This is a genomic window from Pseudomonas sp. CAN1 (assembly GCF_030462585.1).
Classification (GTDB): Bacteria; Pseudomonadota; Gammaproteobacteria; order Pseudomonadales; family Pseudomonadaceae; genus Pseudomonas.
In genome coordinates this window covers 1-25,159 of sequence record NZ_JASMRU010000019.1, presented here as the reverse complement: position 1 = coordinate 25,159, position 25,159 = coordinate 1, and the positions used below count along the sequence as shown (strand labels likewise).

Here is a 25,159-nt window from a genome sequence, read left to right as displayed (position 1 = left end):
AATCGAGGGTGGCGTGAGTGGATCAGGCGGGGTGTTTTTCCGCCCGCGCCAGCAGCAGGTGCACGCTGGCGCTGCAACCCTGGCCGGCCAGGTGGCTGACGTGGAGTTCGCCGCCGAGGCTGTTGATCAGGTGCTGGGCGATGTTCAGGCTGAGGCTGTTGCGCGCCGGGTTGCGCGCGGGCAGGTCCATGGTCAGTTCGGACAGCGAGTAGGCGCGCAGCTCCTTTTTCCCGGCGGGCGCGACGCCCTCCAGGCTCAGGCGCACGCCGAGGCCTTCGGCTTTCTGGCTGGTGGCGAGGCGCAGCTGCACGCTGCCCTGGTCGGTCAGCTCGATGACGTAGAGCAGCAGGTGGCGCAGGGCCTCGCGCAGGGAGCGGGCGTCCACCAGCACGGCCTGCCGCGAACGGCTGTCGCTGTCCAGTTGCAGGCGCAGCTGCTTCTGCTCGGCGCGGCCGCGCAGTTCATCGACCAGCTCCGCGGCCAGCTCGTCCAGGCGTGCCGCCTGCAGCGGGACGTCGTCCTGGGCGATCAGGGCGCGCTTGAGCGAGGCGCCGTGCAGGCGCAGTTCCTCGAGGATGGCGCGGGCCTGGTCGAGCTGCCCGGCGTTCGGTTCCTGCAACTGCTCGGCGAGGGCCTGGATGCGTTCGTTGAGGTGGGTGGTGGCGCTGGTGAACAGGTCGGTCAGCTGCTGGTGCGCCAGCTCGCCGGCCTCGGCGCGGCTGCGCAGTTCGTTGAGCTGGTCGTAGCGCTCGGTGATGTCGGTGCTGCAGCAGATCATCCCGAGCAGGGTGCCGTCGCCGTCGCGGTAGGGCGTGCCCCAGTGGTGCAGCACACGGCGTTCACCGTGCACGCTCAGCTCGATGTCCTTGCTGAAGGATTTCTCCTCGGCGATGGCGCGCTGCAGGAAGCGCAGCATGTTCTTCGCGTCGCCCGGCTGGTACCAGTCCACCTCGGTGGTGCGGGTGCCGAGCACGTCGTCCAGTTCGGCCTGGTACAGCGCCAGGTGCGCCGGGTTGGCGTACACCAGGCGGGCCTCGGTGTCGCGCACGTAGAAGGCCGCCGGCAGGCTTTCGACCATGGAGCGCCAGAGCGGCGCCTCGCCCTCGTCGGCGGCGCTGCCGTGGGTCTGGCTGGCGGGGGCGGCGAGGCGGTTGCGGCGGGCGAAGTCGATCAGGTCGAGCATGCTGGAGAGGTTGAGCTTGCTGCGCATGCGCGCGCGGTAGGTGCTGACGGACTTCTCGCTGATGGTCAGCTCGCGGGCGATCTCCTGGTTGCTGTAGCCGCTGGCGAGCAGGCTGAGCACGCTCAGCTMGCGGTTCGACAGCGCGGCCACGCGCTCGGCGTCGTTCTCGTGCAGGCTGCCGCGGTGCACGCTGCCGAGCATCTCGCTGGGGAAGTAGCTGTGCCCGCGCAGCACCACGCCGAGGGCTTCCTTGAGCCTGTCGATGTCCTGGTGCTTGCTGACGAAGCCCGAGGCGCCGACCTGCAGGAAGCGGCCGACGTAGTGCTCCGAGTCCTGGGTGCTGTAGCCGAGGATCGGCAGGCTCAGGCCACGGGCGCGCAAGCGCGAGATGACGTCCAGCCCGGTGAGCTGCGACAGGTCGATATCGATGATCAGCAGGTCCGGCGCCAGGCGCGTGGCCAGGCTCAGCGCTTCCAGGCCGTTGCTGGCCTCGCCGACCACCGTGTGTTTCTCGGCCTGCAGCAGCATGCGCACGGCGTAGCGGGTCATCGGGTGTTCGTCGGCGATCAGTATCCGGGCCATCTCTTCCCCCTGGGCTGCCATTCACTCTAGGGCACGCGAGTTCTGTCGTGTAATCATTTTCCTACAAAACGTGACTGGTTTTCGCATCCTCACTTTGCCCGGGCCCGCCAAGAATGGCGTCATCCGCTCTTGCCAAGGTGACTCGCCATGGAACCCCTCACACGCAGTCCCAACCTTTCCCACACACCACTGGCGCTGATCATCGCCATGCTCATCGCCGCCCCGGCGCTGGCGGCAGACTTCACCACGGCCCAGGTCTTCAGCGCCGCCAGCGCACAACCCCACGCGCTGGCGCAGGGCAGCGTGGCCATCCCCGACAACGGCCCGGCCATCAGCGTGCAGGGCACGGACTTTTCCCTGCGCGATGAAGTGCTGCGTAACGCCGGCAGCGGCGGTGCGCTGGAGATCATTGGCGGCGCGATCCTGGATGCGGCGGCCATCGACGCGCAGACGCTGGGCGCCAGCAGCCCGGCCATTCACCTGGACGGCAGCGACCTGCAACTGGTCGATTCGAGCCTGGTCACCCGCGGCATCGTCAGCCAGGGCATCAAGGTCGGGGCACAGTCCGGTCTGCAGGTGCAACGCTCGACCATCGAGACCTTCGAAACCAGCAGTACAGGCATCCTGGAGGAGGGCAACGTGTTGCCCGGGAACGTCAGCGATTCGGCGATCCACACGCACAAGGCCGAAAGCGCCGGCGTGGGCATGTCCGGGAGTGGCCCGCTGTCGCTGGTCAACACCAGCGTCCTCACCGAGGGCGTCGGCAGCGAGGGCGTCTCGTTGCGCAGCAGCCGCGCCGCCCTTAGCCAGGGCAGCACTGTCCACACGCAAGGCGACAACGCCGCCGCGCTGAGTGCGGCCTACGGTTCGGTGCTCGACATGAGCGATGGCACTCTGTTCACCGAGGGCAGCCAGGCAGCAGGCGCGTGGGCACGCATGAGCAGCATCGGCCTGGTGCGCACCCAGGTGCTGAGCGTCGGCGCCCAGGCGCCGGCCCTGTCCATCGACGGTGATAGCAGCATCAGCGTGCTGCAGGGTTCGGTGGCCAATGTCGATGGCAGCACCGCCCGCTTCACCGGCAGTTCCGGCGTCGGCCAACTGAGCCTGACCGACACCGCATTGACCGGCCAGCGGGCGTTGATCGAAACCACTGACGGCAGCCACGGCCAGGCGACCGTGCAGGGCACCCGGATGAATTCCAGCGGCGGGCCGGCCTTTGCCGTGGCGGCGGACAGCGCGCTGCAATCCAGCCTGAGCGGCAGTACGGTCGACGCGCCGACACTCGCCAGCGTTTCCGATAACGGCCAACTGCAGCTGAGCGCGGACGGCAGCGCGCTGCGCGGCAACAGCCTGCTGGCGGACCCGGCCCGTGGCCGGCTGGACATGGACCTGCGCTCGACAACCTGGGCCTTCGACGGTGACTCCGCCGTCAGCAACCTGAAGTTGCAGGACACCACCCTGTTCTTCAGCGGCTCCGGCTACCAGGTGCTGACGGTCAACGGCGACCTCAGCGGCAGCGGACGCTTCCGCATGAAGACCGATCTCTCCACCTCCCAGGGTGACCTGCTGCAGGTGCTGGGCCAGGCCCAGGGTAGCCACGAGATCCTGGTGGCCGACAGCGGCAGGGACGCCCAGGGCGCGCCGCTGAAGCTGGTCGGCACCGGCGGTGGCGCCGGGCAGTTCAGCCTGCTGGGCGGCCATGTGGACGCCGGCGCTTTCCGCTATGGCCTGCAGCAACAGGGCAATGACTGGTACCTGGTGCAGACCGGCCAGCTGGCACCGATGCAGACGCTGACCCCGGCGCTGCAAGCGCAGCAAGTGCCGGTGCCCAACGGCTCCAGCATTCCGATGACGGCGCTGACACCCGCCCTGCAACCGCAGAAGGTGCCAGTGCCCAACGGCAGCCAGGTGCCGATGACCGCGCTGAACCCGTCGCTGCACCCGCAACAGGTGCCGCAGCCCCAAGTCTCCACACTACCGATGACTGCCCTGACTCCGGCACAGCAGCCGGCGCAACAGGCTGCGACCACGGCCCAGACCACGAGCCAGACCGCCACCGTACCGATGAGCACGCTGACCCCGGCCATGCGCCCGGCGAACCAGGCGCAGCGCCTGTCCAAGGGCGCCAACGCCGCGCTGGGGATGCAGACCGCCGCTGCCAATCTCTGGCAGAACGAACTCGGCACCCTGACCCGGCGCCTCGGCGACCTGCGCCAGGGCCATGACCAGGGCGGCCTCTGGACCCGCGCCATGGGCGGCCGGCTGAACGTGGACAACGGCGACAGCCGCGCCTTCGAGCAGAACCTCAGCGGTGCCGAGATCGGTGCCGACCGCGCCTTCGAGCAAGGCGACGGCACCCTCTATGTCGGCGGCATGCTCGGGGTCGGCCACTCCGACCAGGACTTCGGCGAGCACAGCTCCGGCGATCTCGACAGCCGCAGCATCGGCCTCTACGTCACCTACGTCCGCGAGGACGGCTGGTACCTGGACTCCGTGCTGAAGGCCGACCATCTACGCGGCGAGGTCAAGGTTCCCAGCAATGTCGGCGGGCAGGTACGCGGCCATTACGACGCCGACGCCTACGGCGCCAGCGTCGAGCTGGGCCGCACCCTGCAGCTGGGCCAGGGCTGGTTCGTCGAGCCGCAGATACAGCTGGCCGGCGCGCACCTGCAAGGGCCGCAGTACACCAGCAGCGACGACCTGGAAGTGGACGGCGACGCCGTGGACTCGGTACAGGCCCGCGCAGGCGGCCGCGCCGGGCGCAACTGGCAGCTGGACTCCGGCACCCAGGTGCAGGGCTATCTCAGCGCCTCGTGGATCGACGAACTGGCCGGCGACAGCACGGTCGAGGTCAACGGCCACGCCCTGGACAACCAACTGCCGGGCTCGCGCGCCGAGCTGGGCGCTGGCGGTTCGCTGCTCCTCAGCTCTCACCAGAAGGTGATGGTCGAGGCCCACTACGCCAACGGTCACGAGATCGAGCAACCGCTCTCGCTGACCCTCGGCTACCGCTACCTCTGGTAGCCGCTCATTCCGCTCGGGCGCACGCCGTGCGCCCTCTGGAGCATCCCATGCCACGCGCTCGCATCATCCGCACCGGTGTCTTCGCCGGCCTGCTGGGCGCCACGCTGATCCTCGGTGGCGCCGCCTACCTGACCTGGACGCTGGTCCTCAAACAGACCGAACAGCGCCTGGAACTGCTCGCCAGCCTTGCCTCCAGCCGCGCCGACAGCACCTTCGCCAAGGCCACCCAGGCGCTGCGTTCACTGCACGATTCGCCGCTGCCGCGTTGCTCGGTCGATAGCATCGAGCAGATGCGCCTGGTCGCCATCGACACCGTGGCGGTGAAGTCGGTGGGTTATGTCGAAGAGGAAATCTTCCTCTGCAGCTCCTGGGGGCCGATCGGCAAGAACGTGACGCCCTGGGCGCAGGACTTCCAGACGCAGGACGGCGTGGGCGTATCGATCAACGTTCAGCCGCGCGAAGTGCCGGCCAAGCCGATGCTGGCTCTGCAATACGCCGCCTTCCACCTGTTGATCGACCCCGAGCACTTCCTCGAAACCTCCCTCGAACCGGGCGTCAGCCTGGCACTGGGCACCCGCGACGGACGCTGGCTGGGCGAGCCGGCCGAGGGGTTCGCCCGCGTACTGACGCGCATTCATGCCGCGCCAGCTTCGGGGCTCAAGGATGGCTACGTCTATACGCGGATCACCCGCGGCAACTGGCAGGCGGTCGCCGCGGTCAGTCGCAAGGAAATGCTCAGCGACCTCTGGCAGGAACAGCTTCTGCTGCTGCCGCTGGGCCTGGCGATGGCGGGCTTGTGGGTCTGGGCCGTGGTGCGCCACACGCGCAAGCGCCTGTCGCCGCTGGCCGACCTGATGCGGGCGGTGGCGGAGGGCGAGTTCTGCGCCTTCTACCAGCCGATCATCGACCTGCGCGACGGCCGCTGCGTCGGCGCCGAGGCCCTGGTGCGCTGGCTGCATGAAGACGGTTCGGTGAGCATGCCGGATACCTTCCTGCCGCTGGCCGAGTCCAGCGGGCTGATCCTGCCGATCACCGAGCAGGTCATCGCGGCGGCCTGTGCGGACCTCGGCAGCAGCCTCGCCAGTGGGCGCCTGGAGCATGTTTCGCTCAACCTCTCGGCCCGCGACGTGGCCACCGGGCACTACCAGCCGTACCTGGCGCAAGCGATGCGCAAGGCCGGCATCGGTGCCGCCGCGGTCTGGCTGGAGGTCACCGAAAGCTGCCTGATCAATATCGAGGAGGCGCGCCGCACCCTGGCCGTCAGCCGCGAGGCCGGGCACCGGGTAGCGCTGGACGACTTCGGCACCGGCTACTCCAGCCTGCAATACCTCAAGCGCCTGCCACTGGACCTGTTGAAAATCGACCGTTCCTTCGTACAGTCCCTGGAGCAGAATGCAGGCTGCCCGGTGACCGATCACACCATCGCCCTGGCGCGCCACCTGCAGCTGGAACTGGTGGCCGAGGGCGTCGAGACCCAGGAACAACTGCAATACCTGCGCCTGCGCGGCGTGCAGTACGGGCAGGGCTGGCTGTTCGGCAAGGCGATGCCGCTGCCGGCGTTCCTGGCCTTCGTCGCTGCCAGCCAGGCGCCCGCGTCCTCACCCGGCTGCGAGCCTCTTTTCACCGGCCAAGCGGCCTGCCAACCCCATCGTTAATCACTGGATGACCGTCATGAAAACTTCCCTGCTGCTGTTCTGCCTGCTCAGTGCCAGCCCCGCACTGGCGCTGGCCGCCGACAATGTCACCACTGTCCCGGTGCACTTCACCAAGGGCGCCAGCAGCACCGTGATGAAAGGCAGTTTCAAGGGCTACGACACGGTGCTCTACACACTGTCGGCGAAGGCCGGGCAGCACATGAAGGTCGGCGTCAGCGGCAGCAGCAACGCCAACTTCAACGTCTTTGCGCCGGGCGACAAGCCGGGCGAAGCCACCGCCCTGGGCAGCGGTGCGGTCGGCCAGGACTGGAGCGGCGCGCTGCCCAGCTCGGGGACCTACAGCGTGCAGGTGTACCAGATGCGCGCCACGGCGCGCCGCGGCACTAAGGTGGACTACAGCATCCACGTCGCCATCGAGTGAGCGGCGCTCAGCGCTTCACGCAGACGAACAGGGCGTTGCCGGATGCACCGCCCCAGGGCGTGATGCGCTCGTAGTCGTGCTCGAACACCTGCACCTCGAAATACGGCTGCAGCAGTTGCTGCAGCTCGGCGAAGCTCAGGGCGACCATCGGGTGTTCGTCCTGCCAGCTCTGGGTCACGCCGTCAGTGGTTTTCTCGATGCTCAGGCGCAATGCCTGGCGTTCGCCGCTGCCGGCGTAGTACCAGCCGGAACCGAAGCTGAACTGGCTGCCGGCGTGCTCCACGCCATGGCGCACGAAGGAGTTGTTGTCGATCTGCAACTTGTCCACCGAGTTGAAGCAGAACACCCCGCCGTCGGCCAGGGCGCGGTGCACGCTGGCCAGGCAAGCGCGCAGACTCTCCCGGTCGGCGTTGTAGTGGATCGAGTAGAGGAAGCAGGTGATCAGGTCCTGCGGCTCGTCCACCTGGAAATCGGCCATGTCCTGGCAGCTGAAGCGCGCCTCGGGGCAGCGCTGGCTGGCGATGTCGAGCATCGGCTGGTTGATGTCCAGGCCGGCGCTGCGGTAGCCGGCATCGAGGAAGTGCCGCACGTGGGGGCCGGTGCCGCAGGCCAGGTCCAGGTGGCGCTTGTCCTGTCGGTCGGCCGGCGGGTTGCCGAACAGCTGGTGCAGCCGGCGCACGCAGTGGCTCTGCGCCGGGTAGTCGATGTCGGCGCACATCAGGTCGTAATAGGAAGACAGATCGGTGTACAGCGCGTTGGAGGACATAGGCGGCCAGTAGCAGGGCGACGGGATTTTCGGCGCGGCATGGTACCTCAAGGCGGGCGCGCGTCGGTGAATTCGGACGTCCGGCCTGGCACGTGGGTGAACTGCTGCGAGCGCTGTCGGTCGGATAGCGGCGTGCCAGTGGCGGCCTCGGCTGCTACCATGCCGCGCCGGTATGCCATCTGACAGTCACCACCACGCCAGTTTCGGCCGCCGGCGACTTCCTCATGAACCTGCTGCAACAGGGCCGCATCGATCGGTAAGCCCCGCCTGACGGGGTGCGTCTGCTGGCGCGCAATCGGTGTGGCGCTTCTGGAAATGCGATGCACGATCCGATCAAACTCAAGGACCATCAGCAGGAGTCGAAGCTGGTCAATCGACGCCTGGTGGCCTGCGGGGCACTGGTCGCCCTGATGAGCGTGACCCTGGTGGCGAGGATGTACTTCCTCCAGGTGACCGACTACGCGACCAATGCCACCGTCTCCGAGAACAACCGCATTCACGTGCTGCCGATTGCGCCGGAACGCGGGTTGATCTTCGACCGCAAGGGCAAGGTACTCGCCGAGAACCTGCCCAGTTTCAACCTCACCCTGACCCGCGAGCGCGCGGGTAACTCCAAAGACGTGCTCGACCAGGTGACGGAGATTCTTCATCTCTCCGCCGAGCAGCGCCAGCAGTGCGACAAGGCGCTGAAGAAGAGCCGCCATCCGTTCGAACCGGTGACCATCCTGCATGACCTCAGCGAGGAGCAGATCGCCTTCATCGAGGTCAATCGCTACAAGCTGCCGGGCATCGACGTCGACGCCGAGTTCATCCGCCATTACCCCTACGGCGAGCACTTCGCCCATTCGGTCGGCTTCGTCGGGCGCATCAACGAGCGCGAGGCCGCACGCCTGGACAGCACCGAGTACCGCGGCACCGAATACGTCGGCAAGACCGGCGTCGAGCACTTCTACGAGTCGCAGCTGCACGGCCACGTGGGCTACGAGGAAGTCGAGACCAACGCCCAGGGCCGCGTGATGCGGGTGCTGAAGAAGGTCCCACCGGTGGCCGGCGAGAACATCGTGCTGGGCCTGGACGTCGACCTGCAGCAGGCCGCCGAGAAGGCCCTGGGCGATCGCCGTGGCTCGGTGGTAGCGCTGGACCCGAACAGCGGCCAGGTGCTGGCGATGGTCAGCAATCCGAGCTTCGACCCCAACCTGTTCGTCAACGGCATCAGCTCGGCGCAGTACGCCGAACTGCGCGATTCCATCGACCGGCCGCTGTTCAACCGGGCGCTGCGCGGGCTCTATTCGCCGGGCTCAACCATCAAGCCGGTGGTGGCCATCGCCGGGCTGGATACCGGCACCATCACGCCGGCCACGCGAGTGTTCGATCCGGGCTACTTCCAGTTGCCCAACTACGACCACAAGTACCGCAACTGGAACCACAGCGGCGACGGCTGGGTGGACCTCGACACGGCGATCAAGCGCTCCAACGACACCTACTTCTACGACGTCGCGCACAAGCTCGGCATCGACCGCATGCACGACTACCTGACGCGCTTCGGCCTGGGTAGCAAGGTGTCCATCGACATGGACGAGGAGTCCACCGGGCTGATGCCCTCACGCGAGTGGAAGCGCGCGACGCGGAGGCAGGTCTGGTACCCCGGCGAGACGGTGATCCTCGGCATCGGCCAGGGCTACATGCAGGTGACGCCGTTGCAGCTGGCGGAGGCGACCTCGCTGATCGCCAGCAAGGGCGTCTGGCACCGGCCGCGCCTGGCCGAGTCGGTGGGCGGCGAAGATGTCGTCGACAACCAGCCGATGCCCGATATCCAGTTGCACGACCCCCATGCCTGGGATGCGGTGAACTACGGCATGCAGCTGGTCATGCACGATCCGGGCGGCGGCGCGCGGGCGGCGGGGCAGGGCGCGCAGTACCGCATCGCCGGCAAGAGCGGCACCGCGCAGATCGTCGCGATCCGCCAGGGCGAACGCTACAACCGCCTGAAGACCAAGGAGCGCCAGCGTGACAACGCCCTGTTCGTCGGCTTCGCCCCGGCCGGCGCGCCATCGATCGTGGTCTCGGTGACCATCGAGAACGGCGAGGCCGGCGGCCGCGTTGCCGGCCCGGTGGTGCGCGAGATCATGGACGCCTGGCTGCTCGACGACGACGGCAAGCTCAAGCCGAAGTACGCCACGCCCGAGCAACCCGCTCGCGACAAGCATGCCTGAGGCTGGCGCAGCGCCGTTCAGTCGGTGCTGTCGTCAGTCTTGGGCTCGCTCGCCAGCGCCGCCAGGTACGCCCGTGGCGGCTGGCCGGTGTGTTCGCGGAAGCAGCGGTAGAACACCGACAGCGAGTTGAAGCCCACCGCGAAGGCCAGTTCGTCGATGCGCGCGGCGGGTTCTTCGCGCAGGCGTTCGAGCAGGTGGACGATGCGCGCCTGGTTCAGGTAGCGGTAGAAGCTCTGCCCGAGCACCTGGTTGAGCAGGTAGGAAATCTGGTTGCGCGTGTAGCCGGTGGCGCGGGCCAGGCGTTCCAGGTCCATTTCCGGGTCGAGGTAGGGGCGGGCGCTGCCGAAGTAGGATTCGATGTCCAGCAGCATCTTGCCCACCTGCGCCGAGCTCAGGCCCAGGCGCTGCTGGTCGCCGGGGCCTTCGGCGCGCTGTTCGCGCACGGGGGTGGCGTATTCGTGGACGCGCCAGATCAGCCCGTCGCGCACGGTGATCGCTTCGCTGGCGCGGAACGAGGCCAGGCGGCTGCTGCGCCGCAGGGTCAGGCGCGACTGGTACTGGATGAACGCGGTGTCGCCGTCGGCGCGGATCTTGTCGATGTGCTCGATGCGGTGCTGCGCGCTGCGCGGCATGGCCGTGCGGATGTAGGCGGGTAGCTCGCTGGCGGGGATTTCCAGGTCGTTGTAGAAGTCGCAGTACTGCACCTGCGGGTGGAACATGCCCAGCACGCCCTCGATGTCGCGGTCCATCCAGTACTGGTGGTAGCGCGTCACCACTGCGCGGGTGCGTTCGGTTTCCTCGTCCACTCTCGTTCCTCCACCGTCGGGGCCCGCAGGGTAGGGCGCAGCGGGCGGCCTGCCCAGTGTTGCGGGTCCGCAGCAGCATGGCGCATTCCGAGCGTGCACGGAAGAACGACGCCGGCAGGCGCCGCGCCTACTTTTCGGCCAGGGCCGAAAACAATAGAAGAAGGCCCATTCCCACCTGCCGATCGCATTGCGCCGCGCTAGCTGGCGCGCTCCAGGAGTAGAGATGAACAAGCGTGCTTTGGGTTGTCTGGCCGGCCTGCTGGCCGGTGTCGCGTTGCCGTTGGCGGCGGCGCCGCAAGAGGTGCACTTCGCCAACTGGGCCGACTACATCGGGCCGACCGTGCTGCAGGACTTCCAGAAGGAAACCGGTATCCACGTGGTGCTCGATGCCTTCGAGTCGGATGAAGTGCTGGAGGCCAAGCTGCTCACCGGGCATTCCGGCTTCGACGTGGTGGTGCCCTCGGCGGACTTCCTCGCCCGCCAGCTCAAGGCCGGCGTGTACCGCCCGCTGGACGATGCGCTGCTGCCCAACCGCAAGAACCTCGACCCCGACCTGCTGGCCCGCGTGGCGCTGTCCGACCCGGGCAACCGCTTCGCCGTGCCGTACCTGTGGGGCACCGTGGGCATCGGCTACAACCCGGCCAAGGTCAAGGCCGCGCTGGGCGCCGACGCACCGGTGGACTCCTGGGACCTGGTGTTCAAGCCGGAGAACCTGGCCAAGCTCAAGGGCTGCGGCGTAGCGCTGCTGGACTCGCCGGCGAAGATCCTGCCGCTGGCGCTGCACTACCTGGGCCGCGACCCGAACAGCAACAACCCGGCGGACTACGAGGCCGGCACCAAGCTGCTGGAAAGCCTGAAACCCTCGGTGACCTACTTCAGCTCGACCAAATACATTGCCGACCTCGCCAACGGCAACATCTGCCTGGCCATCGGCTTCTCCGGCGACGTGCTGCAGGCGCAGAAGAGCGCCAAGGACGCCGGCGGTTCGGTGGATGTCCAGTACAGCGTGCCGAAGGAAGGCACCAACATCTGGTTCGACAACCTCGCGATTCCCAAGGACGCGCGCAACCCGGAAGGCGCCCATGCCTTCATCAACTACCTGATGCGCCCGGACGTGATCGCCAAGACCAGCGACTACCTGCACTATGCCAACGCCAACCTGCCGGCCAAGGCGCTGATGGACCCGAAGGTCAGCGGCAACCCGGCGGTCTACCCGGACGCGCAGCTGGTCAAGAGCATGTACGTCAGCCTGCCGCCGAGCCCGTCGATCCTGCGCCTGATCACCCGCAGCTGGAGCCGGATCAAGTCGGGGGTCTGATACCCGTCTGAGCCTATTCGCCTGAATCGTTCCGCCTGAAGCAACCCGCGTGGCCTGGGGCCACGCGGGTTTTCTTTTGCCCGCAGTTTTACGTCGCAGCGTCGCGCCACTGCTTGCGGTAGTGCCGCGGGGCGCTGCCGGTGATGCGCTTGAAGGCGTTGCTGAAGGCGCTCTCGGAGGCGAAGCCCAGCTCGGCGGCCAGCTCCGCCATGGTCACGTCGCGGCGGCGCAGGGCCTGTTGCGCCAGGACCATGCGCCACTGGCTCAGGTAGCCCAGCGGCGGCATCCCGGTGATCGACTTGAAATGCACGGCGAAGCTGGTGCGCGACATCCCCGCGACCTTGGCCAGTTCGCCCAGCTGCCAGGCGCGGCCGGGCTCGTTGTGCATCAGCCCCAGCACCGGCGCCAGGCGCTTGTCGCTGGCCGCGCGCAGCCAGCCGCAGGGCAGCGAGTCGGCATCTTCCAGGTAGGCGCGCATGGTCTGCACGAACAGCAGCTGGGTGAGCTGCGCCGACACCAGGCCGACGCCCGGCCGCCATTGCGTGCGTTCCTCGACGATCTGGTCGAGCAGCCATTTCAGCCGTCCGGCCTGTTGCGAGCCGGCGTGCACCTGCATCACCGGCGGCAGCAGGCGGAACGCCAGCTCCTCGCTGGTCGGGTCCAGGCGCACGTGGCCGCCCAGCTGGATGCAGTCCTCGCCGCTGCCCAGGGTGGCGGTGCGCTCGTTGGCTTCGCCGCTGAACACCTGCATCGCGTCCAGCGGCGTCAGCGCCAGGTCGCTGGCCAGCACGAAGGATTGCCGCGAGCAGAGGATGAACACGTCGCCTTCGTTGATCCGCACCGGCTCTGCCTCGCCGTCGATCTGCAGCCAGCACGCGCCCTTCACCAGGGCGAAGAACTTCAGGTGCGCCGGCGGCGGGAAGCGCAGGCTCCACTCGCCGCCGGCGCTGAAGCCACCGGCCACGGTCAGCTGGGCATCGGCCACACGGAGGAAGTCGGAGAGTGGGTCGGACCTGGGGGGCAGGAATGCATTCATCTCGGCTGTCTTTCCATCGCGGGTGCCTTCCGGGATCGCTGTTGCGGTCGGTGGCGTTCAGGGTCGCATCGGCCAGCGGCCTGGGCAACGGCCGAGCGGGCCGCCGGTGAATTTGAACGCTCACGCAAGTAAAGCGCACTCCGGCGCATTCACGGTTCAGCGGTGCGGGCGTAACTTTTTGCCCATCCGGCCCGCCAGGCGGTGGGCCACCTGAACTTGAGAGACAACATGATCGAAGAAACCGTACTGGTTACCGGCGGCACCGGGTTCATTGCCCAGCACTGCATCCTGGCCCTGCTGCGCGGCGGCTATCGCGTGCGTGCCACGGTGCGTTCGCTGGGCCGGGAAGAAGAAGTGCGCGGCAACCTGCGTGAAGGCGGCATCGATGCCGGCGAACGCCTGAGCTTCGTGGTCGCCAACCTGGAGCAGGACCAGGGCTGGGCCGAGGCCGCCGCCGGTTGCTCCTATGTGCTGCACGGTGCCTCGCCGACCCCGACCGGGCTGCACGCCAACGAGGACGACTGGATTCGCCCGGCCGTGGAGGGCAACCTGCGGGTGCTGCGTGCCGCCCGCGATGCCGGGGTGAAACGCGTGGTGCTGACCTCGGCCTTCGGCGCCATCTGCGCGGGCCACGGCGAGATGGGCCGGCCCTTCGACGAGAACGACTGRAGCGACCTTTCCGCCAGCGACGTGTGGCTCTATCAGAAATCCAAGACCCTCTCCGAGCGCGCCGCCTGGGACTTCATCGCGCGGGAAGGCCGCGGGCAGGAACTGTCGGCGGTCAACCCGGTGGCGGTGCTCGGCCCGGTGCTCGGCCCCGACTATTCGCACTCGATCCGCCTGATCCGCAACCTGCTGGCCGGCCAGCCGGGCAGCCCAAAAATCAACTGCGGCTTCGTCGATGCGCGGGATGTCGCCGACCTCCACGTGCTGGCCATGACCCACGCGGCGGCCCGTGGCGAGCGCTTCATCGCCACCGCCGGGGAAAGCCTGTGGCTGGGGGATGTCGCGCGCATCCTCAAGGAACGCATGGGCGCGGTGGCAGCCAAGGTCTCGACGCGGGTGCTGCCCAACTGGGTGGTGCGCCTGGGCGCGCTCAAGGACCCGGCGCTGAAGGGTTCCGTGCCGCTGCTGGGGCGCAACATGAACTCCACCAGCGCCAAGGCACGCAAGCTGCTGGGCTGGTCGCCGCGGCCTTCCGAGGAGGCCATAGTCGCTACCGCGGAAAGCCTGGCGCGGCTGGGCTTGCTGGCTGACTGAAGTTGGGGCGTGCGCGATGCACGCCCCGTTATGGTCAGACCTGGGCCATGCCGCCATCGACGAACAGCTCGATGCCATTGATGAAGCTGGCCGACTCCGAGGCGAGGAAGGCCACGGCCTTGCCGATCTCCCGCGGCTCGCCGAGGCGGCCCAGCGGCACCTGGCTGGCGAGGGCGTCGAACAGGCCCTGGCGTGCTTCCTCGGGTACCAGGTCGCCGAGGCCGGGGGTGCGCACCGGGCCGGGGCTGACGACGTTGACGCGGATGCCGCGATCCTTCAGGTCCAGCACCCAGGAGCGGGCGAAGTTGCGCACGGCGGCCTTGCTCGCGCTGTACACGCTGAAGTTGGCGGTGCCCTGGATCGAGGTGGTGGAGGAGGTGAGGATCACCGCGGCGCCATCGCTCAGCAGCGGCAGCGCCTTCTGTACGGTGAACAGCACGCCGCGCACGTTGGTGCCGAAGATGCGGTCGAAGTGCTCCTCGGTGATCGCGCCCAGCGGCAGCATGTCGCCGCCACCGGCGTTGGCGAAGAGGATGTCCAGGCGCCCGGCGCTCCTGGCGATCTGCGCGTAGACCGCGTCGAGATCGGCGAGCACCGAAGCGTCGGCGCGGATGGCGGTGGCGGCCGGGCCAATGGCTTCAATGGCGGCATCCAGTTCGGCCTGGCGGCGGCCGGTGATGAACACGCGGGCGCCCTGGGCGGCGAGTTCCTGGGCGGCGCCGAGGCCGATGCCAGTGCTGCCGCCGGTGACCAGTGCAACTTTGCCAGTGAGGGACTTGTTCATGATGGACTCCATAGCTTTCGTGGTTGAGGGTTCTGCCTCGGTCGCCGCGTTCTGTGCGGCTTTGCGGTGAGGCATGGCGCTACTCTAGGGAGTCATAATTGATGGAAAAATAGCGATCAATGGAATGACTATCCATATCCATGGATAATCGGCAGTTCTCTTGCCGAGGAAGACTTCCATGGATCAGCTCCAGGCCATCCGCGCCTTCGCCCGCGTCGTCGAGGCCGGTAACTTCACCCGCGCCGCCGATTCGCTGGACATGCCCAACGCCACCCTGAGCAAGCTGGTGCAGGAGCTGGAAGCGCACCTGGGCGTGCGCCTGCTGCAGCGCACCACGCGGCGGGTGACGGTGACGCCGGAAGGGCAGGACTACTACGCCAAGGCCAGCCGCGTGCTGCGCGACCTGGAAGATATCGATTCGTCCTTCGACATCACCCGCAGCAAGCCGCGCGGCCATCTGCGCATCGACGTCGGTGGGTCCACCGCGCGGGACGTGCTGGTGCCGCTGCTACCGGATTTTCTCGCGCGCTATCCGGACATCCGCATCGACCTGGGGGTATCCGACCGCTCGGTGGACCTGATCAGCGACAACGTCGATTGCGTGATCCGTGGCGGGGCGCTGGACGCGTCGTCGCTGGTGGCGCGCAGCCTTGGCCAGGCGACCATGCTCACCTGCGCGTCTCCCGACTACCTGCGGCACAACGGCATCCCCGCCTACCCGGAAGAGCTGCGCAACGGCCACCGGCTGGTCAGCTACCTGTCGCCACAGAACGGCCGCGCGGTGCCGCTGCGTTTCGAGCGCGATGGTGAACGCAGCGAGCTGAAGCTCGACCACCGCATCGGCGTCAATGAAAGCAACGCGCACCTGGCTGCCGGCATGGCGGGCCTGGGGATCATCCAGACCTTCAGCTACGCCGCCAGTGCGGCGCTGCGCGACGGCACGCTGGTGGAAATCCTCGCGGACTGGCGCCCGGCGCCGTATCCGTTCCACGTCGTCTACCCGCAGAGCCGCTACGTGACCCATCGCCTGCGGGTGTTCATCGACTGGCTGGTGGCGTGCATTCCGGCGAAGGTCGCCGGTTGAGCGCTTAACGCTAGCGAGCCTGCATTGCGCAGGCTCGCAGTCGGCGTCTTCACATGCCGTTGTGGAAGTCGCTGTGCTCCAGCTGGATGCGCTCGCGCAGGCCCTTCATCGAGTGGGCGTACTCGCTCAGCACGCGCAAGGCCCAGTCGGCCCGACGGCGGATGCGCAGGTCGTCCTCGCCGGTTGGCTCCGGGCCATTGAATACCTGGTCGACCTGGCGAATGACCAATTGCTCGGGCAGGTAGCAGATGCGCGAGTTCTTGTAGCTGGAGGCGCGCAGTTCGGAGAGCGGGTAGGAGCCGCCCAGGCCCGCCGACACGCCCACCAGCAAGGCCGGCTTGTGGGCCAGCTCGCGGTAGCCGGCATACAGGAACAGGTTCTTCAGCGCCGGGCAGGCCATACCGTGCCATTCCGGGGAAATCACCACCAGCGCATCGGCGCGTTGCAGCTCGCCGGTCTGCTCGACCCAGGCGTTGTCCTCGATGGGCGCCGGCCACAGTGGCAGCGGCGTGCGGCCCAGGTCGACGACGCTGGCGCTGTGGCAGATTTCCAGCGCCTGCAGGCGCTCGGCGAGGTAACGGGCGACCTTGGCGGACTGGCTCGACTGCTGGCTGGAGCCGGCGATCAGGGTGACATTCAGGTTCATCGGGCGATCTCCGCGGCGTCCTGTACTTGTGTCTGTGGTTTGGGGTCACGCACCACTGGCCAGAACACTTCCTGCTTCCAGCTCACCGGCTGCATGTCCTCGATGCCGTAGGCCGGCGGGCGACGACGGGTGATCTTCGCGGTGCCGAACAGTACGTCCCAGAGGAACAGCAGGTTGCCGAAGTTGCCCTTGTAGTTCGTCACGCCGTCCTCGGCGTTCAGGCCGTGGTGCGCGGAATGGGTGGAGGGGGTGGAGATGGTCCGTTCCAGCAGCCACATGAGCGGGCGCAGGGCGCGAATGTTGTAGAGCTTTTCGTCCCAGGCCACGCTGCTGTGGGCGCCGAAGATCACCAGCATCTTCACGATCAGGTAGCCGTAGTAGAAGTTCGCCAGCCCTAGGTAGACCAGTGCGCTGGTCAGCCAGATGCCGGGCATCAGCAGGTAGTAGAAGCTGTTGTTGCGATAGACGATGCGGATGCTCATGTACGGCGCCGAGTGGTGCGCGCGGTGCAGGGCGTAGAGGAACGGCACGCGGTGGGTCAGGCGGTGCCACCAGTACTGGGTCATGTCGTCGAGCACCAGGAACAGGCCGAGGGCGGCGTACCACGGCAGGTCCGCCAGGCGGCCCTGCAGCTGCGGGGCGAAGTGGCCGAGCAAGTGGTTGGTGGTGAACAGGATCAGCGGGAAGGTGATCAGCAGCAGGATGCCCGAGCCGAAGATTTCCACCATGGCATCGCGGCGCTGCGAGGCGGGTTGGCGGAAGCGGGCACAGAGCATTTCCAGCAGCATGAAGGCGACGAAGATGGCGACCACCACGGGGGTCGGATTATTGGCGAGCAGTTCGGAGTTCATGGCACTCTCTTGTTGGATGGCTTGTTGATTCGCCCCACGGGGCGCGGCAGAAACAATAAGAAAACAAGGGCGCGGTCTGCGTCAGGCGTGAAATGGACAGAAATCCCCGAGAAGTGGCCAATCCGCAGCGTTACCACCGTGGCGCGCTGGGCCCGGTGCTGGAGCGTTACCTGCAGGGCGTGCAGCGGCATCGCGAAGGCGACTACAGCATGGTCGCCCTGGAGGAGCTGCTGGCCGAGGCGCAGCAGCACGACCCGGCCATCGGCCTGCACCTGTTCCAGACCTTTACCGCGCAGGACCGGCATGTCCTGGCGGTGTCTGCCGGCTATTGCGCGGATGTCGGCGAATCCCTGCGGCTCTGGGCGCGCTACGGCCGGCTGGCCTCGGACATGGACACCATCGATTACGTCGAGGACGAGGCCGGCGCCGGGGTAGCGGTGATGATCGACGCGCCGGGTGATCTCGCCCGCTTCACCGTCGAGCACTATTTCGTCATGAGCCTGACCGTGATGCGCGAGGCCACTGGCTGCCGCGTACTACCGTCACGGGTGCAGTTCGCCCATGCGCGTCCGGCCCATCACGCGCGCTACGTCGAGGCGTTCGGCGTGCCGGTGGAATTCGGCGCGCTCGACAACCGACTGTGTTTCGCCACGCAGGACCTGGCCCTGCCGCTGCTGGGCCGCCACGCCGGCATGCTGGAAATCATCTGCCAGGAACTCGACCGCCGCCTCGGCCGCCAGCGGCAGCTCAGCGGCTGGGCGGGGAAGCTGGCGCGGAACATGCGCCGCGCCCTCGCCGAAGGGCGGGTGCCGGGCCTGGAGGAGCAGGCCGAGGCGCTGCACCAGAGCGCCCGTACCCTGCGCCGGCGCCTGGAGGAACAGGGGCTGAGCTTCCGCCAGCTGCTGGACCTGGTGCGCGGCGAACTGGAGCAGCACTTCGAGCTGCAGGGCCTGGCCACCGGCGAGATCGCCACGCGCCTGGGCTATGGCGACCAGGACGCCTATCTGCATGCGCGCAGGCGCTGGCGCGAGTCGGCCTCATAGTCACGCGGCGGGCAGCGGTCATCAGTGCCGGCGATTTCCATGCAAGCCGGCCACCTTGTATCTACGCTTGAGCAGCAATCACCTAGTCGCTGGGCAGCGATGCCAAACAGCGCGTCTCTCGATACCTTCAAACCGTTAGCTCTCATGGCCGATGAGTAAGGAAACCGCGTGCTGCTGCGCTACGTGCTGGTGCTTTTTCTGTGGTTGGCGGGCGGCGCGGTGATGGCCGCGGACTCGGGGGCCAGGCCAGGGCTGGCGAAGGATCGCGAAGGCTATGCCGATGCGGCCAGCTGCCTGGGCTGCCATCAGGAGCAAGCCGAGCAGTGGCAGCAATCCGATCACTCCTGGGCCATGCGCGATGCCAAGGCCGGCAACGTGCTGGGCAACTTCGCCGACCAGACGTTCGAGGATGCCGGCGTCAGCGCGCGCTTCTTCCAGAAGGACGGTCGCTACTTCGTCCACACCGAGGGGCGCGACGGCAAGCCCGGCGACTTCCCGATCCAGTACAGCTTCGGCCATTACCCGCTGCAGCAATACCTCGTCTCCTTCCCCAACGGCCACCTGCAGGTGCTGACCATCGCCTGGGACAGTCGCCCCAAGGAGGCCGGCGGGCAGCGCTGGTTCTCGCTTTATCCCGGCCAGCGCTTCGCCCCGGACGACGCCCTGCACTGGACCGGGCGCTTCCAGAACTGGAATGCCATGTGCGCCGACTGCCACTCGACGCGGCTGATGAAGCACTACGACGACAAGACCGATGCCTTCGCCACCACCTGGCAGGAACAGACCGTGGGTTGCCAGGGCTGCCACGGTCCGAGCCAGGCCCATGTCGACTGGGCCAAGCAGAATAAGAGCGCGAGCAAAACCTATGCCTCGGCCAAGGAGATCGGCCTGCCGTTCGACTTCAAGGCGCTGAGCAGCCAGGAGCTGGTGGGCCAGTGCGCCTTCTGCCACAGCCGCCGGCAGACCTTGGGCGTCGGCCAGCAACCGGGCCATCCGCAGCTGGATACGTCCTTGCCGGCAACCCTGCGCGCCGGGCTCTACCACGCCGACGGGCAGATCGACGGCGAGGTCTACGAGTTCGGCTCCTTCAGCCAGAGCAAGATGTATGCGGCCGGCGTCGCCTGCACCGATTGCCACAACCCGCACACCGGCAAGGTGCGTATCGAGGGCAACGGCCTGTGCACCCAGTGCCACAACGCCAATCCGCCGGTCACCCGCTTCGCCAAGTTGCAGGCGAAGAACTACGACAGCCCCGAGCACCATCACCATCCGGCCGGCTCGCCCGGCGCCCAGTGCGTCAACTGCCACATGGCGAGCAAGAATTACATGGTGGTCGACCCGCGCCGCGACCATGACTTCCGCCTGCCGCGCCCCGACCTGACCGAGCAGACCGGCTCGCCGGATGCCTGCACCGCCTGCCACAGCGAGCAGAAACCCGCTTGGGCGGCGAAGGCCATCGAAGGCTGGTTCGGCTCGCCGAAGCGGCCGAAACACTATGGCGAAGCCTTCCACGCCGTGCGCCAGGGCGACCCCGGCTCGGTAAGCCTGCTGGGTGCGGTGATCGCCGATATCGGCAGCCCGCCCATCGTCCGCGCCAGCGCCGCGCAGCAGTTGGTGGAACTGGGCCAGCCGGGGCTGAACACCCTGCGCTGGGCGCTCAATGACGACAGCGCGCTGGTGCGCGCCTACGCGATTCCCGGTTTCGCCCGGATGCCACCCGAACCCCGTGCGCGGCTGCTGCTGGCGCAACTGGACGACACCAGCCTGGCCGTGCGCGACGAGGCGCTGAAAGCCCTGGCCGATGTGCCGCTGGAAGCGATCCCGGCCGAGCGCCGCGATGCGTTCTCGCAACAGCTGGCCGACTACGAGAAGCGCCTGCGCGGTAACGCCGACCTGCCGGGCGGGCGCTTGAACCTGGCAGTGTTCCTCCAGCGCCGCGGGCAGACCGAACAGGCCATCGAGCAGTACCAGCAGGCCCTGCGCCTGGACGCGCACTTCATTCCGGCGCGGGTGAACCTTGTGACGCTCTACAGCGGCAGCAACCAGAGCGACAAGGCCGAGCAACTGCTGCGCGAGGGGCTGGCGCTGGACGGCCTGCCGGCCACCGACCATGGCAACCTGGCCTACATGCTGGCGCTGCTGCTGGTGGAGCACGGCAACTCGGAGGAGGGCGTGAAGTGGATGTCCACCGCGGCGGACGAGCTGCCGGGCAACGCGCGGGTCCGCTACAACCAGGGCCTGCTGCTGGCCCAGCTGCGGCGTCCGGGGGAGGCGGCCAGTGCGCTGGCCAAGGGGCTGGAAACCTCGCCCGATGACCCCGACCTGCTCTACGCGCTGATCTACCTGCACACCTCGGCGGGCCAGCTGGACCAGGCCAAGGGCTATGTGCAGCGCCTGCAGCAAGTGGCACCGAACGACCCACGACTGGAACCGATCAACCGTCAGTGGGGCAATCCGGCGCAGTAGCTTTTTTGCTGGGGCACCTGCTGATTTCATCGCAGGTGCCACCATGGCGCGCTGTTTCACAGGAGCTACAGTTACCTCGCAAGCCGTGGCACGGCAGTGTGCGACTCCAGCACGCCATCGGCAGGGAATCCGAATCGACGGAACAAGGAACTCGCCGTGTCCACCCGTGAACAGATTGCCGCCCTGGAAGCCGCCGTATCGGCGCAGGTGCTGGGCCAGGAAGAAACCGTCCGACACATCCTGCTGGGCCTGCTGGCCAATGGTCATGTCCTGCTGGAAAGCCTGCCGGGGCTGGCCAAGACGCGCACCGTCAAGGCGCTGTCGAAGCACCTCGACGCGCGCATGAGCCGCGTGCAGTTCACCCCGGACCTGCTGCCGTCGGACATCACCGGCGCGGAAATCCTCCAGCAGACCGAGCAGGGCAACCAGCTGAAGTTCCAGCCCGGTCCGCTGTTCGGCAACGTCATCCTCGCCGACGAGATCAACCGCGCGCCGGCCAAGGTCCAGGCGGCGCTGCTCGAAGCCATGGAGGAACGCCAGATCACCGTGGCCGGGCAGACCCACCGCATGCCGGGGCTGTTCATGGTGCTGGCGACGCAGAACCCCATCGAGCAGGAAGGCACCTACCCGCTGCCAGAGGCGCAGATGGACCGCTTCCTGATGAAGCTGCTGATCGATTACCCACGGGTCGAGGACGAGTCCCGCGTGCTGCAGTTGGTGCGTGCGGAGGAGCGCAGCCAGCAGTCGGGAGCGACGGCCGAGGCGATCACGCCACTCGCGCAGGAAGCCGTGTTTGCCGCGCGCAGGGAGGTCGGCGATGTGCATGTCTCCGAGGCCATCGACCGCTACCTGATCGACCTGATCAATGCCACCCGCCACCCGGCCGACTACGACGCCGACCTGGCGCGCTGGCTGAAGGTCGGTGCCAGTCCGCGCGGCGGCATCAGCCTGGACCGGGTTTCCCGCGCCCACGCCTGGATGGCCGGCAACGACTATGTCACCCCCGACGATGTGCGCGCCGTGGTGCATCCCGTCCTGCGCCATCGCCTGCTGCTGTCCTATGACGCGGTGGCCGATGGCGTCGACGCTGATCAGCTGATCGACCGATTGCTGGACAAGGTGGCGATCCCCGCCTGAGGAGGCCGCCATGGCCGAAGCGCAGCCCATTGCCGACGGTTACGTCTACGCATCGCTGGACCAGTTGATGCTGCTGGAGCACCGTGTGCGCGGCCTGAGTTTCCTCTCGCGGCAACCGCTGTCCAGCGTGCTTTCCGGTAGCCATGCGGCGCGCCTGCGCGGGCGCGGCCTGAGCTTCGACGAGCTGCGCCAGTACAACCCCGGCGACGACCTGCGCCACCTCGATTGGCGCGCCTCGCTGCGCTACGGCAAACCTTTCGTGCGCAGCTACACCGAGGAGCGCGACCGGCCGACCCTGCTGCTGGTGGACCAGCGCATGAGCATGTACTTCGGTTCGCGGCGCAGCTTCAAGTCGGTGCTCGCCGCCGAACTCGCCGCGCTGGGCGCGTGGATGGCGCTGCAGGCCGGCGACCGGGTTGGCGGCCTGGTCTTCGGCGACCGCAACATCGAATACATCCGCCCCTTGCGCAGCCGGGCGCGGGTGGAGGCACTGTGCGCGGCGATCATCCGCCACAACCATGCGCTGCAGGCCACGCGCAGTGACGAAGATTCGCCCGGCCAGCTGGACCTTGCGCTGCGCCAGTGCCTGGGCGTGGCCGGGCACGACAGCCTGGTGGTGATCATCAGCGACTTCGCCGGGGTCACCGAGCAGACGTTGCAATTGTTGCGGCAGCTGAGCGCGCACAACGACGTGCTGGCCCTGCAGGTCTTCGACCCCATCGCCCTGAAGCTGCCCGACCGCGGGCGGGTGACCGTCACCCAGGGCGAGCTGCAGGTCGAACTGGAGGTCGGCCGGCGCCAGGTGCACCGGCCACTGGGCGAGTTCCTCTCCGGGCGGCTCAAGGATGTTGCCACGCTGCTGCGCCGCAGCCAGGTGCCGCTGATGATGTTCAGCAGCGGGCGCGACAGCCTGGAGCAGTTGCGCGGCGAGCTGGGGCGGCTGTCGCGATGAGCATTCCCAGCATCGATCAACTCCAGGAGCTGCCACCGCCAGCGCCGCTGGCCAGCTACTGGCCGCAGACCTGGGCCTGGGCGGTGCTGGCACTGGTGCTGCTGCTGGCCGTGGCGGTCTGGGCAATCTGGCGTTACCGGCAATGGCAGCGGGATCGCTATCGGCGCGAGGCACTGGTGCAGCTGGAGGTGTTGGGCGTCGCTGCTGATGATCCGGCCCGTCGGTTGATCGCCTTGCGCCAATTGCCGGCACTGGTCAAACGCGTGGCCTTGTCGATGCCCGCTGGCTCGGCTGCGGCGCCGCTGGGTGGCGCAGACTGGCAGGCCTTCCTGCAGCAGCGCAGCGCAACCCCATTGCCCGCCGATCTCGGCCGCCAGCTGGCGCTGCTGGCCTACGCGCCGGACGCCAGCCTTCGCGAGCTGGATGAACAGGCCGTGCAGGCGCTGCTGACGGCCTGTCGGAACTGGGTCGAGGTGCACCATGTGGCAGCTTGAGTACCCCTGGCTGCTGTTCCTGCTGCCCCTGCCGTGGCTGGCTTGGCACTACCTGCCGGCCTACCGCGAGTCGCGCAGCGCCCTGCGCGTGCCGTTCTTCGCGGCGATGAGCCAGGCTGCCGGCCAGGAGCCCAGCCGTGGCGGCGCGGCCGGTGGGCGCTGGCAACTGCCGCTGAACCTGCTGGTGTGGGCGCTGCTCCTGCTGGCCTGTTCCCGCCCGGTGCTGGTGGAGAAGCCCATCGAGCGCGTGCAGCCGATCCGCGACCTGATGCTCGCCATCGATATCTCGCAGTCCATGGAGACCAACGATTACCGCGACGCCACGGGCAACCGGGTGGACCGCCTGAGCATCGTCAAGGACGTGGTGCGCGGCTTCATCGAGCAGCGCAAGGATGACCGCATCGGCCTGATCGTGTTCGGCACCGGCGCCTTCGCGCAGTCGCCGCCGACCCAGGACCACGCCAGCCTGCTGATGCTGCTGGACGAAGTAGGCATCGGCATGGCCGGGCCGAATACCGCCCTGGGCGATGCCATTGGCCTGACCCTCAAGCTGCTAGAGAAGGCACCCGAGCAGGAGAAGGTGCTGATCCTGCTCACCGACGGCAACGACACTGGCAGCGCCATCACCCCCAGCCACGCGGCGGCCATGGCCAAGGAACGTGGCGTGGTGGTGCACACCATCGGTATCGGCGACCCCGAGGCCAGTGGTGAGTCGAAGGTGGACCTGCAGACCCTGCGCGATATCGCCCGGACTACCGGCGGGCGCTTCTTCCGTGCCGGCGACCGCGAGGCGCTGCAGGCGGTCTACGCGACCCTGGACCAGCTCACTCCGCACCAGGTGAAGACCCTCAGCCACCAGCCCAAGCGCGACCTGTTCTGGCTGCCGCTGGGCGCCGCGCTGTTGATGCTGCTGGTGGCCCATGTGCTGGCGGCGATAGCCGGCCGGCTGGCAGTGCCGCGCACCACGCGGGCTGGCCAGGAAGCGGAGGGCTGATGGACATCGACCTGAGCGCCTTCCATTTCTTCCGCCCGCTGTGGCTGTTGCTGGTGCTGCCGGGCGTGCTGCTGCCGCTATTGTGGAGTCGGCGTCACGACCTGGCGCGGCGCCTCGATGGCGTCATCGCGCCGCATCTGCTGCAGCACCTGCTGATCACCCCCGTCGACCCGCACCGCGTGCGCCCGGTGCAACTGCTCGGCGCCGTGCTGGTGATCGGCGCCGTGGCCGCTTCCGGGCCGACCTGGGAGCAGGACCGCCCGGCTTTCCTGGAGAACCGCGCGCCGCTGATCAGGCCGTGGTTTTCCACGTAGCCGCCCGAAGCGCCCTGGAAGTCGATGCCGTCGTTCTTGGTATCGGCGGTGATCATGTCCGAGCTGCTGATCTCGCCGTAGTTGGTGATCGTCGCATTGCCGCCGGGACGAATGCCGTCGTTGCCATCGC

General features: G+C 67.8%; 20 protein-coding genes and 1 pseudogene. 14 read left to right on the top strand and 7 right to left on the bottom strand.

Annotated features, from left to right (window positions below):
- Positions 1-22: 22 nt before the first annotated feature.
- Positions 23-1,765 (bottom strand): response regulator, encoded by a 1,743-nt coding sequence (locus QO207_RS21580; RefSeq protein WP_301534333.1) that lies wholly within the window; start codon positions 1,763-1,765, stop codon positions 23-25.
- Between the two features lie 147 nt (positions 1,766-1,912).
- Here QO207_RS21580 and QO207_RS21575 point away from each other — a divergent pair, with 147 nt between their 5' ends.
- The 3 genes from QO207_RS21575 to QO207_RS21565 are packed head-to-tail and all read left to right on the top strand — an operon-like array spanning position 1,913 to position 6,865.
- The gene (locus QO207_RS21575) at positions 1,913-4,789 is read left to right on the top strand and encodes an autotransporter outer membrane beta-barrel domain-containing protein (RefSeq protein ID WP_301534332.1); all 2,877 of its coding nucleotides are present in this window, start codon (positions 1,913-1,915) and stop codon (positions 4,787-4,789) included.
- A gap of 47 nt (positions 4,790-4,836) precedes the next feature.
- The gene (locus tag QO207_RS21570; protein ID WP_301534331.1) at positions 4,837-6,444 is read left to right on the top strand and encodes an EAL domain-containing protein; all 1,608 of its coding nucleotides are present in this window, start codon (positions 4,837-4,839) and stop codon (positions 6,442-6,444) included.
- 16 nt (positions 6,445-6,460) lie between these two features.
- Complete coding sequence (locus QO207_RS21565; protein WP_301534330.1) at positions 6,461-6,865, top strand: hypothetical protein; 405 nt, start codon at positions 6,461-6,463, stop codon at positions 6,863-6,865.
- 7 nt (positions 6,866-6,872) lie between these two features.
- Here QO207_RS21565 and QO207_RS21560 read toward each other — a convergent pair whose 3' ends face one another.
- Positions 6,873-7,631 carry a class I SAM-dependent methyltransferase gene (locus QO207_RS21560; protein ID WP_301534412.1) on the bottom strand — a complete coding sequence of 253 codons (759 nt, stop codon included), beginning with the start codon at positions 7,629-7,631 and terminating at the stop codon, positions 6,873-6,875.
- Positions 7,632-7,951: 320 nt separating this feature from the next.
- Between QO207_RS21560 and mrdA the strand changes: the two genes are divergently transcribed.
- The gene (mrdA, locus tag QO207_RS21555) at positions 7,952-9,844 is read left to right on the top strand and encodes a penicillin-binding protein 2 (RefSeq protein WP_301534329.1); all 1,893 of its coding nucleotides are present in this window, start codon (positions 7,952-7,954) and stop codon (positions 9,842-9,844) included.
- A 17-nt stretch (positions 9,845-9,861) separates the two neighbouring features.
- Here mrdA and QO207_RS21550 read toward each other — a convergent pair whose 3' ends face one another.
- Positions 9,862-10,650: a nuclear transport factor 2 family protein gene (locus QO207_RS21550; RefSeq protein WP_301534328.1), complete on the bottom strand. Its 789-nt coding sequence runs from the start codon at positions 10,648-10,650 to the stop codon at positions 9,862-9,864.
- Positions 10,651-10,873: 223 nt separating this feature from the next.
- On the opposite strand from QO207_RS21550, the gene QO207_RS21545 reads away from it, so the two are divergent.
- Positions 10,874-11,968, top strand: coding sequence for a polyamine ABC transporter substrate-binding protein (locus QO207_RS21545; RefSeq protein ID WP_301534327.1), 1,095 nt, complete (start codon positions 10,874-10,876; stop codon positions 11,966-11,968).
- Positions 11,969-12,056: 88 nt separating this feature from the next.
- On the opposite strand, the gene QO207_RS21540 is transcribed toward QO207_RS21545, so the two are convergent.
- The gene (locus QO207_RS21540) at positions 12,057-13,004 is read right to left on the bottom strand and encodes an AraC family transcriptional regulator (RefSeq protein WP_301534326.1); all 948 of its coding nucleotides are present in this window, start codon (positions 13,002-13,004) and stop codon (positions 12,057-12,059) included.
- Between the two features lie 228 nt (positions 13,005-13,232).
- On the opposite strand from QO207_RS21540, the gene QO207_RS21535 reads away from it, so the two are divergent.
- Positions 13,233-14,264 carry an aldehyde reductase gene (locus QO207_RS21535; RefSeq protein ID WP_301534325.1) on the top strand — a complete coding sequence of 344 codons (1,032 nt, stop codon included), beginning with the start codon at positions 13,233-13,235 and terminating at the stop codon, positions 14,262-14,264.
- Between the two features lie 34 nt (positions 14,265-14,298).
- Here QO207_RS21535 and QO207_RS21530 read toward each other — a convergent pair whose 3' ends face one another.
- The gene (locus QO207_RS21530; RefSeq protein ID WP_301534324.1) at positions 14,299-15,048 is read right to left on the bottom strand and encodes an SDR family oxidoreductase; all 750 of its coding nucleotides are present in this window, start codon (positions 15,046-15,048) and stop codon (positions 14,299-14,301) included.
- A 178-nt stretch (positions 15,049-15,226) separates the two neighbouring features.
- Between QO207_RS21530 and QO207_RS21525 the strand changes: the two genes are divergently transcribed.
- Entirely contained in the window at positions 15,227-16,132 is a 906-nt protein-coding gene (locus QO207_RS21525) for a LysR family transcriptional regulator (protein WP_301534323.1), read from the top strand.
- 49 nt (positions 16,133-16,181) lie between these two features.
- Here QO207_RS21525 and QO207_RS21520 read toward each other — a convergent pair whose 3' ends face one another.
- Positions 16,182-16,778, bottom strand: coding sequence for an NADPH-dependent FMN reductase (locus tag QO207_RS21520; protein WP_301534322.1), 597 nt, complete (start codon positions 16,776-16,778; stop codon positions 16,182-16,184).
- A complete protein-coding gene (locus QO207_RS21515) occupies positions 16,775-17,629 on the bottom strand; it encodes a sterol desaturase family protein (RefSeq protein WP_301534321.1) in 855 nt (284 codons plus the stop codon). The genes QO207_RS21520 and QO207_RS21515 overlap by 4 nt, the downstream gene beginning before the upstream one ends.
- Positions 17,630-17,721: 92 nt before the next feature.
- On the opposite strand from QO207_RS21515, the gene QO207_RS21510 reads away from it, so the two are divergent.
- From QO207_RS21510 to QO207_RS21480, 7 genes and pseudogenes are all read left to right on the top strand, one after another.
- A complete protein-coding gene (locus QO207_RS21510; RefSeq protein WP_301534320.1) occupies positions 17,722-18,672 on the top strand; it encodes an AraC family transcriptional regulator ligand-binding domain-containing protein in 951 nt (316 codons plus the stop codon).
- A gap of 168 nt (positions 18,673-18,840) precedes the next feature.
- Positions 18,841-21,138, top strand: coding sequence for a tetratricopeptide repeat protein (locus QO207_RS21505; RefSeq protein WP_367620481.1), 2,298 nt, complete (start codon positions 18,841-18,843; stop codon positions 21,136-21,138).
- Positions 21,139-21,294: 156 nt separating this feature from the next.
- Positions 21,295-22,275, top strand: coding sequence for a MoxR family ATPase (locus QO207_RS21500; protein ID WP_301534319.1), 981 nt, complete (start codon positions 21,295-21,297; stop codon positions 22,273-22,275).
- Between the two features lie 10 nt (positions 22,276-22,285).
- Positions 22,286-23,227, top strand: a complete 942-nt coding sequence (locus tag QO207_RS21495) for a DUF58 domain-containing protein (protein ID WP_301534318.1) — start codon at positions 22,286-22,288, stop codon at positions 23,225-23,227.
- On the top strand, positions 23,224-23,721 hold the full coding sequence (locus QO207_RS21490) for a DUF4381 domain-containing protein (protein WP_301534317.1): 498 nt from the start codon (positions 23,224-23,226) through the stop codon (positions 23,719-23,721). Before QO207_RS21495 ends, QO207_RS21490 begins: the two co-directional genes overlap by 4 nt.
- The gene (locus QO207_RS21485; RefSeq protein ID WP_301534316.1) at positions 23,708-24,715 is read left to right on the top strand and encodes a VWA domain-containing protein; all 1,008 of its coding nucleotides are present in this window, start codon (positions 23,708-23,710) and stop codon (positions 24,713-24,715) included. Before QO207_RS21490 ends, QO207_RS21485 begins: the two co-directional genes overlap by 14 nt.
- Positions 24,715-25,008, top strand: a pseudogene (locus QO207_RS21480) (hypothetical protein); the annotation flags it as partial. The gene QO207_RS21485 and the pseudogene QO207_RS21480, both read left to right, overlap by 1 nt.
- Between the last annotated feature and the right edge of the window lie 151 nt (positions 25,009-25,159).

What these genes read in the sequence shown, in the direction of transcription:
- QO207_RS21510 (WP_301534320.1), top strand. Translation starts at nt 17,722, where the DNA reads ATGGACAGAAATCCCCGAGAAGTGGCCAATCCGCAGCGTTACCACCGT.
- QO207_RS21570 (WP_301534331.1), top strand. Translation starts at nt 4,837, where the DNA reads ATGCCACGCGCTCGCATCATCCGCACCGGTGTCTTCGCCGGCCTGCTG.
- QO207_RS21520 (WP_301534322.1), bottom strand. Translation starts at nt 16,778, where the DNA reads ATGAACCTGAATGTCACCCTGATCGCCGGCTCCAGCCAGCAGTCGAGC.
- mrdA (WP_301534329.1), top strand. Translation starts at nt 7,952, where the DNA reads ATGCACGATCCGATCAAACTCAAGGACCATCAGCAGGAGTCGAAGCTG.
- QO207_RS21565 (WP_301534330.1), top strand. Translation starts at nt 6,461, where the DNA reads ATGAAAACTTCCCTGCTGCTGTTCTGCCTGCTCAGTGCCAGCCCCGCA.
- QO207_RS21485 (WP_301534316.1), top strand. Translation starts at nt 23,708, where the DNA reads ATGTGGCAGCTTGAGTACCCCTGGCTGCTGTTCCTGCTGCCCCTGCCG.
- QO207_RS21525 (WP_301534323.1), top strand. Translation starts at nt 15,227, where the DNA reads ATGGATCAGCTCCAGGCCATCCGCGCCTTCGCCCGCGTCGTCGAGGCC.
- QO207_RS21530 (WP_301534324.1), bottom strand. Translation starts at nt 15,048, where the DNA reads ATGAACAAGTCCCTCACTGGCAAAGTTGCACTGGTCACCGGCGGCAGC.
- QO207_RS21560 (WP_301534412.1), bottom strand. Translation starts at nt 7,631, where the DNA reads ATGTCCTCCAACGCGCTGTACACCGATCTGTCTTCCTATTACGACCTG.
- QO207_RS21515 (WP_301534321.1), bottom strand. Translation starts at nt 17,629, where the DNA reads ATGAACTCCGAACTGCTCGCCAATAATCCGACCCCCGTGGTGGTCGCC.
- QO207_RS21490 (WP_301534317.1), top strand. Translation starts at nt 23,224, where the DNA reads ATGAGCATTCCCAGCATCGATCAACTCCAGGAGCTGCCACCGCCAGCG.
- QO207_RS21495 (WP_301534318.1), top strand. Translation starts at nt 22,286, where the DNA reads ATGGCCGAAGCGCAGCCCATTGCCGACGGTTACGTCTACGCATCGCTG.
- QO207_RS21545 (WP_301534327.1), top strand. Translation starts at nt 10,874, where the DNA reads ATGAACAAGCGTGCTTTGGGTTGTCTGGCCGGCCTGCTGGCCGGTGTC.
- QO207_RS21575 (WP_301534332.1), top strand. Translation starts at nt 1,913, where the DNA reads ATGGAACCCCTCACACGCAGTCCCAACCTTTCCCACACACCACTGGCG.
- QO207_RS21540 (WP_301534326.1), bottom strand. Translation starts at nt 13,004, where the DNA reads ATGAATGCATTCCTGCCCCCCAGGTCCGACCCACTCTCCGACTTCCTC.